The sequence below is a fragment of the Aureimonas sp. SA4125 genome (assembly GCF_019973775.1).
Lineage (GTDB): Bacteria > Pseudomonadota > Alphaproteobacteria > Rhizobiales > Rhizobiaceae > Plantimonas.
Window position 1 is genome coordinate 1551690 of record NZ_AP025032.1, and the last position, 12727, is coordinate 1564416.

At 67.2% G+C, this 12727-nt stretch carries 11 protein-coding genes and 1 pseudogene; 2 read left to right on the forward strand and 10 right to left on the reverse strand.

All coding sequences use genetic code 11. The annotated features are described in order from the left end of the window. Window positions 1–75: 75 nt before the first annotated feature. From Sa4125_RS07145 to Sa4125_RS07175, 7 genes are all read right to left on the reverse strand, one after another. Window positions 76–963, reverse strand: a complete 888-nt coding sequence (locus tag Sa4125_RS07145; RefSeq protein ID WP_224005323.1) for a sugar ABC transporter permease — start codon at window positions 961–963, stop codon at window positions 76–78. Beyond that, window positions 960–2066: an ABC transporter ATP-binding protein gene (locus tag Sa4125_RS07150; RefSeq protein WP_224005326.1), complete on the reverse strand. Its 1107-nt coding sequence runs from the start codon at window positions 2064–2066 to the stop codon at window positions 960–962. Before Sa4125_RS07150 ends, Sa4125_RS07145 begins: the two co-directional genes overlap by 4 nt. Window positions 2067–2073: 7 nt before the next feature. After that, window positions 2074–3156 (reverse strand): ABC transporter ATP-binding protein, encoded by a 1083-nt coding sequence (locus Sa4125_RS07155; protein ID WP_224005328.1) that lies wholly within the window; start codon window positions 3154–3156, stop codon window positions 2074–2076. A gap of 51 nt (window positions 3157–3207) precedes the next feature. Beyond that, window positions 3208–4725, reverse strand: a complete 1518-nt coding sequence (gene glpD / locus Sa4125_RS07160; RefSeq protein WP_224005331.1) for a glycerol-3-phosphate dehydrogenase — start codon at window positions 4723–4725, stop codon at window positions 3208–3210. Window positions 4726–4946: 221 nt separating this feature from the next. Further along, window positions 4947–5729 (reverse strand): DeoR/GlpR family DNA-binding transcription regulator, encoded by a 783-nt coding sequence (locus Sa4125_RS07165; RefSeq protein WP_224005333.1) that lies wholly within the window; start codon window positions 5727–5729, stop codon window positions 4947–4949. 111 nt (window positions 5730–5840) lie between these two features. Beyond that, entirely contained in the window at window positions 5841–6701 is an 861-nt protein-coding gene (locus Sa4125_RS07170) for a D-amino-acid transaminase (RefSeq protein ID WP_224005336.1), read from the reverse strand. 241 nt (window positions 6702–6942) lie between these two features. Next, the gene (locus Sa4125_RS07175; protein WP_224005339.1) at window positions 6943–7158 is read right to left on the reverse strand and encodes a hypothetical protein; all 216 of its coding nucleotides are present in this window, start codon (window positions 7156–7158) and stop codon (window positions 6943–6945) included. A gap of 339 nt (window positions 7159–7497) precedes the next feature. Between Sa4125_RS07175 and Sa4125_RS07180 the strand changes: the two are divergent. Next, window positions 7498–7632 (forward strand): annotated as a pseudogene (locus Sa4125_RS07180) (helix-turn-helix domain-containing protein); the annotation flags it as partial. A gap of 20 nt (window positions 7633–7652) precedes the next feature. Here Sa4125_RS07180 and Sa4125_RS07185 read toward each other — a convergent pair. The 3 genes from Sa4125_RS07185 to xylF form a co-directional block, all read right to left on the reverse strand. Further along, the gene (locus Sa4125_RS07185) at window positions 7653–8477 is read right to left on the reverse strand and encodes an ATP-binding cassette domain-containing protein (protein ID WP_224007621.1); all 825 of its coding nucleotides are present in this window, start codon (window positions 8475–8477) and stop codon (window positions 7653–7655) included. 11 nt (window positions 8478–8488) lie between these two features. Continuing rightward, the gene (locus tag Sa4125_RS07190; protein ID WP_224005342.1) at window positions 8489–9796 is read right to left on the reverse strand and encodes a sugar ABC transporter permease; all 1308 of its coding nucleotides are present in this window, start codon (window positions 9794–9796) and stop codon (window positions 8489–8491) included. A 347-nt stretch (window positions 9797–10143) separates the two neighbouring features. Next, window positions 10144–11187: a D-xylose ABC transporter substrate-binding protein gene (gene xylF, locus Sa4125_RS07195; protein ID WP_224005345.1), complete on the reverse strand. Its 1044-nt coding sequence runs from the start codon at window positions 11185–11187 to the stop codon at window positions 10144–10146. A gap of 207 nt (window positions 11188–11394) precedes the next feature. On the opposite strand from xylF, the gene Sa4125_RS07200 reads away from it, so the two are divergent. Next, window positions 11395–12648 carry an ROK family protein gene (locus Sa4125_RS07200; RefSeq protein WP_224005348.1) on the forward strand — a complete coding sequence of 418 codons (1254 nt, stop codon included), beginning with the start codon at window positions 11395–11397 and terminating at the stop codon, window positions 12646–12648. Window positions 12649–12727 lie beyond the last annotated feature (79 nt).

Consider the following 12727-nt stretch of genomic DNA (forward strand, 5'->3'; position numbering starts at 1 on the left):
CGATCGCGGTCTCGGAATGGGCGGCCGGCGGAATGCCGTCGGCGGCCTGGCGGGGCAAGGTCGGGGCGGTGTTGCTCATTCGACCGGCTCCTTCATGGCACGATCGCGGCCGGCATTTTCCATCACGGTGTAGAAGATCCAGGACATCAGAAGGATGATCAGGAAGTAGATCAGGCTCATGGCCGCCGCCGGTCCGAGGTCGAACTGGCCGACCGCCATCTTGACGAGATCGATCGACAGGAAGGTCGTCGAGTTGCCGGGACCGCCGCCGGTGACGACGAAGGGCTCGGTGTAGATCATGAAGCTATCCATGAAGCGCAGCAGCACGGCGATGAGGAGAACCCGGCCCATCTTCGGCAGCTGGATGTAGCGGAACACCGCCCAGCGCGAGGCGCCGTCGATCTTGGCCGCCTGGTAATAGGCGTCGGGGATCGAGACGAGGCCGGCATAGCACAGCAGCACGACAAGGCTCGTCCAGTGCCAGACGTCCATGACGATCAGGGTCACCCAGGCGTCGAAGCTGTTCTGGACGTAGTTGTAGGGGATGCCGAGCCAGGTGACGAAGCGGCCGAGGAGGCCGATGTCGGTGCGCCCGAAGACCTGCCAGATCGTTCCGACGACGTTCCACGGGATGAGGAGCGGCAGCGCCATCAGGACGAGGCAGACCGGCACCCAGATACCCTTCTTCGGCATGGCGAGGGCGACGAGGATGCCGAGCGGGATCTCAATGGCGAGAATGATGGCGGAGAAGATGAGGTTGCGGCCGAGCGCCGCGTGGAAGCGCGGCGACTGCAGCGTGTCGACGAACCAGCTCGTGCCGTTCCAGAAGAACTCGTTGCGCCCGAACGTGTCCTGGACCGAATAATTGACGACGGTCATCAGCGGGATGACGGCGGAGAAGGCGACGAGGATGAGGACCGGCAGGACGAAGAACCAGGCCTTGTTGTCGAAAGTCTTGTTCATGCCGCTCTCCCCAGCGTCGGCAGGGTCCCGGATCGCTCGACGAGCCAGGAGTCCGCGTAGAGATTGAGGGCGTCGGCGTCGAAGACGACGTCGGACTCGGCCGGCAGGCTTTCGCCCTCGCCCATGATCGCGACGAGCTTCTGGCCATTGAAGTCGGCGCGCACGATGCGCTCCGAGCCGATGTCCTCGACCCGCGTCACCGTCACCGGCATGCCCTGGCCGCGTGGCACGAGCCGCACGAATTCCGGGCGGATGCCGAGTTCCGTCTTCTTGGCGCTTCCCGTCGGCCTGGCACCGCCGGGAATGGCGATGCGCGTCCCGGAGACGAGGGCGTCCGTGCCCTCGACGGCGCAGGAGAGGACGTTCATGCCGGGCGAGCCGATGAAATAGCCGACGAAAGTGTGCTTCGGGCGCTCGAACAGCTCCTCGGGCGTGCCGATCTGCACGACCTCGCCATCGTACATCACCACCACCTTGTCGGCGAAGGTGAGCGCCTCGGTCTGGTCGTGCGTGACATAGACCATGGTCATGCGGAACTGCCGGTGCAGTTCCTTCAACTGGCTGCGCAACTGCCACTTCATGTGCGGGTCGATCACCGTCAGCGGCTCGTCGAAGAGGATGGCGTTGACGTCCGAGCGCACGAGGCCACGGCCGAGCGAGATCTTCTGCTTCTCGTCTGCGGTCAGCCCCTGGGCTCGCCGGTCGGCCTGTTCGGCAAGGCCGATGCGCTGCAGCATGTCGGAAACGCGCCGGTCGATCTCGTCGCGCGGCACTTTCCGGTTCTTCAGCGGGAAGGCGAGGTTTTCGCGCACCGTCATGGTGTCGTAGACGACGGGAAACTGGAAGACCTGCGCGATGTTGCGCGCCTCCGGCGACAACAGCGTCACGTCACGGTCGCCGAAGCGGACATGACCCTCGGACGGCGTCAGGAGCCCGGAAATGATATTGAGGAGGGTGGTCTTGCCGCAGCCGGACGGGCCGAGCAGGGCATAGGCCCCGCCATCCTCGAAAGTGTGGTCGACCTCGCGCAGGGCATAGTTGCCGGAGCGCGCGAGATCGGCGGAATAGGCGTGGCGGATGTGGTCGAGCCGGATGCGGGCCATGGTCTCCTCAGGCCGCAAGGGCGTTGGGGGCGGCGACGGAGCGCCCCGTTGCATCGAACAGCATCATGTCGGCTGGGCGGAAGTCGAGCGCGATCGGGTCGCCCGTCTCGACCCGGTGGATACCTGGCAGCACCGCGACGAGGCGCGTTCCCTCCCAGTCCGCGTGCACGTAGGTCACCGAGCCCGTCACTTCCGAAAGCGATACCCGCGACGCCAGCCGGGCGCCCTCGGAAAACGTGTTGCCGACGGAAAGATGATGGGGCCGAAGGCCGACCTGATAGGGGCCGTCGGACAAAAAGGCATAGCGCGCCGGGACGGCGACGCTGAGATGGTCGCCGCCGGCGAGCACCGCGCCGCGCTTCGTCAGGGTGAGGATGTTCAGCGGCGGGTCCGAGAAGGTTCTTGCCGTCACGAGATCGGCCGGCTGGCGATAGACCTCGGGCGTCGGGCCGAACTGCGTCACCCGGCCCTCCGACAGCGTCGCCGTGTTGCCGCCGAGAAGCAGCGCCTCGGTCGGCTCGGTGGTGGCGTAGACGAAGACCGCCCCGGTCTCGGCGAAGAGCCGCGGCAGTTCCTCGCGCAGTTCCTCGCGCAGCTTGTAGTCGAGATTGGCCAGCGGCTCGTCGAGCAGCACCAGTTCGGCATTCTTGACGAGAGCCCTGGCCAGCGCCGTGCGCTGCTGCTGGCCGCCGGAGAGCGTCAGCGGCGTCCGCTGCAGATAGGGGCCGAGCTTCATCAGCGCCGCTGCCTTGGCAACGGCCGCCTCGATCTCGTCCTTCGACTTGCCGGCGACGCGCAGCGGCGAGGCGATGTTCTCGTAGACGGTCATGGCGGGATAGTTGATGAACTGCTGGTAGACCATCGCGACATTGCGGCGACGCACCGGAATGCCGGTCACGTCCTTGCCGTCCATCACGATGCGTCCCGAGGTCGGGCGGTCGAGCCCGGCCATCAGCCGCATCAGGGTGGTCTTGCCGGCCAGCGTCGGGCCGAGCAGGACGTTCAGCGATCCTCGCTTCAGCTGAAGCGAAATCCCCGACAGGTGCGTCTCGGCTCCAACCTTGCGGCCGACATCGATCAATTCCAGCATGAACCCTCCCAGGTGCGGCCTGCGGTCGGAAGAAGCCTTCCGGTCGCGGTCTCAGGCGGCCGCGGTCCTTTGCGTCAGTCTATAAGTTTCCATGTATCCCGCCAGATCTTCCGTTTGGGAAGGCGAGAAGCGCAGGCCGAGTTTGGAGCGGCGCCACAGCACGTCGTCCGACGTGACGGCCCATTCCTTCGCCATCATCCAGTCGACCTCGGCGGCGAAGAGGCCATGGCCGAAATCGCGGCCGAGGCCCTGCCGGCCCGCCTGCGGCTTCACGATCTCGTCGGCGTCGAGCCCGTAGGAGCGGACCAGCCGCCGCACGCTGCGCGCATCGAGACAGGCGGCCGCAGCCCGCACGCGCGATTCCAGCGCAGCGATGCCGTCGAGAGGAAAGCCGCCGCCGGGAAGGGGCTGCGTCCCCGTCCAAGACTTGCCGCGCATCCCGAGGCGGTCGCCGATCTTCTCCAAGACTTCCTCCGCCAGCTTGCGGTAGGTGGTGATCTTGCCGCCGAAGGCGTTGAGGACGGGGGCCTCGCCTTTGTCGCCCTCGACCTTCAGGACGTAGTCGCGCGTCGCCTCCTGCGCCATGGAGGCGCCGTCGTCGTAGAGCGGCCGAACGCCGGAATAGGTCCACACGATCTGATCGGCCGTCACCGGCTTCTCGAAATACTCGCTCGCCGCCTTGAGGAGATAGTCGGTCTCGGCAGGGGTGATCTTCGCATCGCCCGGTTCGCCGTCGAAATCCTGGTCGGTCGTGCCGATCAGCGTGTAGTCGTCCTCGTAGGGGATGGCGAAGATGATGCGGTTGTCGGCGTTCTGGAAGATGTAGGCGCGGTCGTGGTCGTAGAGCTTTCGCGTGACGATGTGCGAGCCCTGGACGAGGCGGATGTGGTGCGCCTCGTTGCGCCCCATGGCCTGCTGGATGATGCGGTCGACCCAGGGACCGGCGACGTTCACGAGAAAATCCGCCGTGACGACCTCCGCAGAGCCGCCGTCCTTGGGGCTGAGCGTCACCTGCCAGCGTCCATCGACCCGGCGCGCGCTGGTGACCTTCGTGCGAACCCGGACATCGGCGCCGCGCTCGGCGGCGTCACGGGCGTTGAGAACGACGAGACGGGCGTCGTCGACGCGGGCGTCGGAATATTCGAAACCCTTGGCATATCCCGCCTTCAGCGGCGCGCCGAGCGGCCCGCCCGAGAGGTCGACGGTGGTCGTCGCCTTCAGCGCCTTGCGGCCGCCGAGATGGTCGTAGAGGAAAAGTCCGAGACGCAGCAGCCAGGCCGGGCGCAGGCCCTTGTGGTGCGGCAGCACGAAGCGCAGCGGCCGGATGATGTGCGGCGCAATGCGCCAGAGCACCTCGCGCTCCATCAGCGATTCGCGCACCAGGCGAAACTCGTAGTGCTCGAGGTAGCGCAGCCCGCCATGCACCAGCTTGGTCGACCAGGACGACGTACCCGACGCCAGATCGTTCATCTCGGCCAGACCCACCGAATAGCCGCGGCCGACCGCATCGCGTGCGATCCCGCAGCCGTTGATGCCGCCACCGATGATGAAGATGTCGAAATGCTTCATGGTTCCGCCCTTTTCGCATTGCAGCATCTAACGTGCGCTTGCGAAACTAAGGGCAGGGTCAACGAAAGCAAAACGAAAGTCAATGGAAAATTCGTGGCGCGCGGCATATGCGTGCGATGCCCGCGGGGTTGGCCGGTTGTGGAAAACCCCGACCCGGCGCCGGGCATTGCTGCGCCAGCTGCGGCTTCCGGTGACTGCCGGCAGCGACCAAGCCGGGCGGGTCATCCTTCTTCTGCGACGCTTTCCCCCAGGGCCTCGACGAGGGCGACATTCGCCTCCGCGCAGATGCGCCGGATGCCCGGCAGCGGGCAGCGATCGGTGACGAAGGTGGAGATCTGGCTGAGATGGCCGATGCGCACCGGCGCGCTGCGCTCGAACTTGGTGGCGTCGGAGGCGAGGATCACCTGGCGGGCATTGGCCATGATCGCCTGCGCGACGCGCACTTCGCGATAGTCGTAGTCGAGGAGCGAGCCGTCGGGATCGATGGCGGAGACGCCGATGACGGCGAAGTCGACGCGGAACTGGCGGATGAAGTCGACCGCCGCCTCGCCGACGATGCCGCCGTCCGAACGCCGGACGACGCCGCCGGCGATGATCACCTCGATCTCGGGATAGGGCTGCAGGATGGTGGCGACGTTGATGTTGTTGGTGATCACCATCAGTCCGGCATGGCGCAGGAGCGCCTGCGCCACGGCCTCGGTGGTCGTGCCGATGTTGATGAAGAGCGAGGCGCGGTCAGGGATGAGATCGGCGACGGCCCGGCCGATCGCCGTCTTTTCCGTCGACGCGATCGAGCGCCGCGCATCGTAGCCGACGTTCTCGACGCCGGACGAGATCACGGCGCCGCCGTGCACGCGGGCCAGGAGCCGCTGGTCGCAGAGCTCGTTCAGATCCTTGCGGATGGTCTGGACCGATACGTCGAAGCGCTGCGACAGCTCCTCGACCTGAACGCGGCCCACCCGCTTGGCGATTTCGAGAGTCTGGAGCTGGCGATCGGAAAGCATGGGGCGGTCTCGCAGAGGGATGGTCTTCCTTAAAGCGAAATCACCATGCTTGAAAAGCGAAAGCGCACTGCGAAAGATTTTCCGCAATGCGAAACCGCCGGGAAGCGGCGTTCAGATCGCCGTCTGCAGGCTTTCGGCGATGTAGATCTCGCGCATCCGCCGCGTCGTGTCGCCCGGGGTCCCGTCGCCGATCGCCTGGCCGTCGATGGCGACGACGGGCGTGACGAAGGCGGAAGCGGAGGTGATGAAGGCCTCGCGCGCGTCCTTCGCCTCCTCCAGCGTGAAGCTGCGTTCCTCGACGGCAAGCCCGGTCTCGCGGGCGAGACGCAGGACCGCGAGGCGGGTGATGCCGTGCAGGATCGCATGCGACAGCGCGCGGGTGACGAGCGTGCCGGCCTTGGTGATGATGTAGGCGTTGTTCGAGGATCCCTCGGTCACGGTGCCGTCGGCCTCGACCATCCAGGCATCGTCGGCACCCTTGGCCTTGGCTTCCATCTTCGCCATGGAGGGGTAGAGCAGTTGCACCGTCTTGATGTCGCGAAGGCCCCAGCGCAGATCCGGCACCGAGGCGACCTTGATGCCGTTCCGCACGCTCTCGCGCTCGAGCACCGCCATTTTCTGGGTGAACAGGACGAGGGTCGGCTTCGTCCCCTCCGGCGGGAAGGAGAAGTCGCGGTCGGCGGTGCCGCGCGACACCTGCAGATACACCAGGCCCTCGTCGAGGCCGTTCCGCTCGACCAGCGCGCGGTGAATCGCGAGCAGCGCCTCGGTGTCGGCCGGTGCCGTCATCTTCAGCGCCGCGAGCGAGCGGCCGAGCCGGGCCATGTGGCCGGCAAAGTCGATCAGCTTTCCGCCGACGACCGTCGTTACCTCATAGATGCCGTCGGCCATCAGGAAGGAGCGATCGAAGACCGAGATCTTGGCCTCTGCCTCGGGGACGTAGCTGCCGTTGACGTAGACGATGCGGCTCATGGGACCCTGCCAGTTCTGTCGGATGCGTGCCCGACAGCTAGCGGAATCCGGCGGGCGGGGATAGGGCCAGCGCCGCTCCACCCATGCGCCGAATCGCACGGGAAGCGCCGGCGGCGCCGCCTCGTCCAACCCGTGCGCCGCCGAAGGGCGCCAGCGTCACGCCCCCGTCACAAAAGACTCTCGCCGATTGCTGCACTGCCGTTATCGGACTTTCCAAGTCCCGCGGGCCGCGCTAGCATCGTCAGGCAATCACTGGGGTGACCGACATGCTGGTGTTCAACGAGCCGACAACCAAGACGACCAGCGCCTTCACGGTCCCGTCCAGCAAGGAACCGTGCCGCTGCTTCGCCTGCTGCCACCGCCGCACCGGCACCGGCACCGGCACCGGCACCGCCACCCCGCGCCGGGCAGCCCTGATGTCGTGGCGCAGATTGGCCGAGACGTTTCGCTCCAGCATGCCGCGCTGACGGGTCGGTCGGGTCCTGGCGGGGACGGCAGTGCGCTGAGGATCAGGCCAGGCGCGGCGACCGGTATTGATGATCCGATGATGCCAGCCCCTCTCCCGTCTGCTCGCTGCCGCTCGCATCCACCCTCTCCCCTGCGGGGCGAGGAATGGCGTACGGTGTGCACCGTCCGAAAATCGGATACGATTCGCGACAGCTGCTTCTTCTCCCCTTTGGGGAGAAGGTCGCGGCATGTCCTGCCCTGATAGAGTGGTGGCATTTCAGCCCGGATGGATGGGTGACACTTTGTTGGCTGGGAGGACCGGTCGATGGGGTGGCGCGAGAGCAATGCGATGGATGCGCGCATCGAATTTGTGGCGGCGGTGTTGCAGGGCGAGGAGACGATGACGGCGCTATGCGCCGATCACGGGATCAGCCGCAAGACTGGTTACAAATGGTGCGATCGCTATCGTCTGGAGGGCTGTGCGGGGCTGCCGCCCAGCTTCCTCTACTCCGCGCTCGCTCCCGGACCCGGCACGGCGCCGGGCGGGCACTTGCCGAGGATGATCATGCCGAGGACCTCATCCTTGGTCACGTCCGACGTGGCCGCGCCGCCGACGACCTTGCCGTTCTTCATGACGACGACGCGGTCGGCGAGGTCGAAGACGTCGTGGATGTCGTGGCTGATCAGGAAGATGCCGATGCCCTCTTTCTTCAACTGCTTGATGAGTTCGCCGACCTGCGCCGTCTCCTGCGGCCCGAGCGCTGCCGTCGGCTCGTCCATGATCAGGATGCGGGCGTTGAAGAGGATGGCGCGGGCGATCGCCACCGACTGCCGCTGCCCGCCGGACAGCGCCTTCACCGGCTCCTTGAAGCGGCGGAAGTTCGGGTTGAGACGGCCCATGACCGTGCGCGCCTCCGCCTCCATCGCCGCATCGTCGAGCGTGCCCCAGGGGGTCAGCTTCTCCCGGCCGAGAAACAGGTTGGCGGCGGCGTCGACATTGTCGGCGAGCGCGAGCGTCTGGTAGATCGTCTCGATGCCGAAGGCTTTGGCCTCGCGCGGATTGGTGATCGAGACCTTCTCGCCCTTGACGAAGATTTCGCCTTCGCCGGCCTGGTAGGCGCCCGACAGGATCTTGATCAGCGTCGACTTTCCCGCGCCGTTGTGGCCGAGAAGCGCCACGACCTCGCCGGGGTAGAGGTCGATCGAGGCACGGTCGACGGCATGGATGCCGCCGAAGGCGATCGAGATGTCGCGCATCTCGACCAGCGGCGGGCCGGAGCGGTCGACCGGGGCGGGATGGCCGGGCCCGTGGTCGGTGATCTCGGCCATGCTGGACGCGGTCATGCGGCCCTCCTGCGGTAGACGGTGTCGATCCAGACGGCGATGACGAGGACGATGCCGACGACGATCGACTGCAAGGGCGAGTCGATCCCGAGGAGCACCATGCCCGACTGCAGCGACTGCATCACCAGCGCGCCGAGGAGGGCGCCGGCGATCGTCCCGGCACCGCCGGCAAGCGAGGTGCCGCCGATGACGGCGGCGGCGATGACGTAAAGCTCGTCCAGCGTGCCCTGCGCGTTGGTTGCGGCATTCAGGCGGGCGGTCGAGATCGCGGCGGAGATGCCGGCGAGACCGCCCATCAGCATGAACACCTTCATCAGCACCCAGCGCGTGTTGATGCCGGCAAGCTCCGCCGCCTCGGGATTGCCGCCGATGGCGAAGACGTAGCGACCGAAACGCGTCCGCCGGGTGATGAAGGTCATGACGATGCCGGCGGCGATGGCGATCAGCACGGGGATGGCGACACCGTAGCCGATCTGCAGCCCGCCCTCGGGCCAGGCGATGCCGTTCGTCTCGGCGTAACGGCGGGCGATCGCCGTCGGCCAGGAATAGGCGTTCAGGACAGCCGCAGCACCGAGGATGGCCAGGAAGGCGCAAGCCGCCAGGACGCTCTCGGCCCAGATCGGGCGCAGCGGGAAGCCGAAGCGCGTGCGCTTCTGGCGGGCAAGAACGAGCGAGGCGGCGACGGCCAGGCAGGCGAGGGCGGCAAGCACCCAGGTCGCGGTCACGCCGATCGAGCCTTCCGCGCCGCCGCCCATCAGCCGGAAGGTCGTGTCCATCGGCGCGATCGTCTTGCCGGAAGCGAGCCACCAGGCGCCGCCGCGCCAGACGAGGAGACCGCCGAGCGACACGATGAAGGAGGGCACGCCGAGAAAGGCGATGATCCAGCCCTGGAACCCGCCGATGACGACCCCGGCGGCGATGCCGCAGACAAGCGCGAGGATCCAGGTGAACGGGCTCCCGAAGCCGATCAGTCCGGGCAGGACGGCAGTCTGCACCAGCGCCATGATCATTCCGGTGAAGCCGAGGATCGAGCCGACGGAGAGATCGATGTTGCGGGTGACGATGACCAGCACCATGCCGGTCGCCATCACGGCGACGGAGGACGTCTGGACGGTGAGGTTCCAGAGATTGCGGGGGGTGAGGAAGATTCCGCCGGAAAGGAGATGGAAAACCACCCAGATCACCGCCAGCGCCGCCAGCATGCCGAGCATGCGCGTGTCGATCTCGGTCGCCTTCAGGAGACGCTTCACGGCGCCGTCCTCGGTCGTGCGGCCGGCCGCTGCCTGCGATGGTGCCTGCGACATCGTCGTCTCCTGCTGTTGGCCGCCTGCTTCTGGCAGCAGCCTTTTGAAGGCGGCCTTTTGCCGGCCATGCCGGAAAGCGCCCGCTGGCCTCGGATCGGCGGACCGGCAGACACTTGGACGGACGTTCCGGCGAACCCGCCGCGGCGGGAGGGATGACTGGTTGCCGTGTTCAAGGCCTCGCCACCCAAGCCGTCTGACCTGCCGTCTGTCGGCTCGCGAGGGCGGCTCGCGGGAGTGATCCGGCGGCGGAATTTGATGCGACCCTTTCGCAACCGCGATGGGTGGCGGGACTGCGGGTCGGACGGAAAGGCCGCGCGCCCCCCGGGGGGCGCGCGGCCGGCGGCCTGTTACTGGCAGGCGGCGACCTTGGTGTCGGTCACGCCCTGGCAGACGACGTCCTTGGAAACCCAGCCGGCATCGATGATGGTGCCGAGGTTCTCCTTGGTGATGGCGACGGGCTTCAGGAAGATCGACTGCATCTCGATGCCCTTGGCGCCGCCGTTGAAGGCGGTCACGTCGGCGATGTCGCCCATCGCCTTGCCGTCGGCGAGCTCGATGGCGATCTCGGCGGCGCGCTTGCCAAGGTCGCGCGAGTCCTTCCAGACCGACACGGTCTGGGTGCCGCGGGCAATGCGGTTCAGCGCGGCGAAGTCGGCATCCTGGCCGGAGACCGGGACGGTGCCGGCAAGGCCCTGCGCTTCGAGAGCGGCGATGGCGCCGCCGGCGGTGCCGTCATTGGAGGCGACCACGGCCGCGACCTCGTTGTTGTTGGCCGTCAGGATCTGCTCCATGTTGGCCTGGGCGTTCTCGGGCAGCCAACCGTCGGTATAGGTTTCACCGACATTCTTGATCTTGCCCGCGTCCATCGCCTCCTTCAGCACTTCGACCTGGCCGGAGAAGAGGAAGTCGGCGTTCGGATCGGCCGAGGAGCCCTTGATGAAGGCGTAATTGCCCTCGGGCGCGACCTTCAGCACCTCGCGCGCCTGGATCCGTCCGACTTCCTTGTTGTCGAAGGTGATGTAGAAGGCGTCCTTGTTCTCGATCAGGCGGTCGTAGCCGACCACCGGAATGCCCTCGTTGACGGCCTTTTCGACCGCCGGACCGATGGCATCGGAGTCCTGCGCGAGAATGATGAGGGCGTTGGCACCCTGCGAGATCAGGCTCTCGACGTCGGTGAGCTGCTTGGCGGCGGACGACTGCGCGTCGGCCGAGATGTACTTGCCGCCGGCGGCCTCGATGGCGGCCTTGATCGCGGCTTCGTCGGTCTTCCAGCGTTCTTCCTGGAAATTCGACCAGGATACGCCGATGGTCTTGCCGGCCTGCGCAAGGGCCGAGCCCGTCAGCAGGCACGAAAATGCGGCGCCCGCGAGGGCGAGGGTCAATCTCTTCATGGTGTTCCTCCCAGTGGCGCATGCGCGCCCGTCAAAAACCCGGGACTCTCCCATCCCGCCGAGTGCCTTGAAAAGCATCGCACTGACTTTTTCCAAGTCTCGGAAAAAATCGTGACAGACAAAATTATCCGTGTCAACATCGTCCCCAATCACTGGCGACGTCCCGGCAACGGGGCCGAAGCCGGGGCGGGAGGAGACGGAAAAAGCATGCTTTCGAAGGCGGACGCCGATGCCGTCCGGTCGCAGAACCGTCGCATCATCCTCGACCATTTCCGGCGCTTCAAGGTGTCGACGCGGCGTCGCATGAGCGAGGCGACCGGCCTGTCCCTGTCCTCGACCTCGGCGATCGGCAGCGACATGGTCCGCAGTTCCATTCTCAGCGAGATCGGCGCGGCCGAGCCGCCCAAGGGCCGCGGACGGCCGGAGGTCAGCCTGGAACTCTGCGGCGCGCTTGCCAGCGTCGCCGCCGTCAACATCACCGTCGGCGAGATCGCCGTGACGATCTGCGATTATGCCGGCGCGACGCTTGCCACCGGCCGGCGCGAGCTCGACCTGTCCCATCTCTCTCCGGAGGAGCTCGTCGAGGCGGTGCTGACGCTTCTCGCCCGGACGACGGCCGGTGGCATGGCGGGCGAGGGGGCCTTGCGCCAGATCGTCGTCTGCGTCCAGGGCGTGACCGACGCTGCCGACCGGCGCATCGCCTGGTCGCCGGTCCTCGCGATGCGCGACGTCGACATCGCCACGCCGATCGAGGCCGCCACGGGGGCCGTCACGCGCGTCCTCAACGATTGCGGCGCCATGCCGGAACGATTCCGCTGGGGCAACGAGCTCGAGTCGTCGGATTTCGCCACGCTGTTCATCGGCTTCGGCGTCGGCATGGGGCTGAAGCTCGGCGGGCGGACGTTTCGCGGCTCGCACACCTCGGCCGCCGAATTCGGCCATCTCAACCACATCCCGCGCGGCGATCTTTGCCGCTGCGGCAATCGCGGCTGCATCGAGGCCTATGCCGGCGACTACGCGATCTGGCGGGCTGCCCGCGGCGCCCCCTCCGCCGTCGAGCGCCGTGTCCCGGATGCCGACATGCGCGCTCTCGCGGCGGCCGCCCGCGGCGGCGAGGTCGCGGCGCGGGAAGCCTTCGCGCGTGCCGGCGAAGCGATCGGCTACGGTCTCGGCCGCATGTTCGCGCTGATCGACCCGCTGCCGATCGTCTTCGTCGGCTCGGGCGCTGCGGCGATGGACCTTCTCGAGCCCTCGATCCGGCGCGGCATCGCCGAAAGCGCCATTGCCGGCGCCGGCGCCGACGTCGCTTTCCACGTCCTGCCCGATGTCGACCGCGTGACCATGGAAGCGGCGACGACGCTGGCGCTGGCGGCCGTGGACGAGGAGATGGCGCGGGGGCCCGGCGCCGGCGCGCGAACGGAGTTGGCGGCGCGGTTCCTGACGCCGGAGCCGGCGCCGTGACGGCGCGCCGCCGTACCGTCGGCGCCCTGCCGCGAACGCCGGCGAAGGGTCGCCGCGCTTGCTTCCGCCCGTTCGTTTT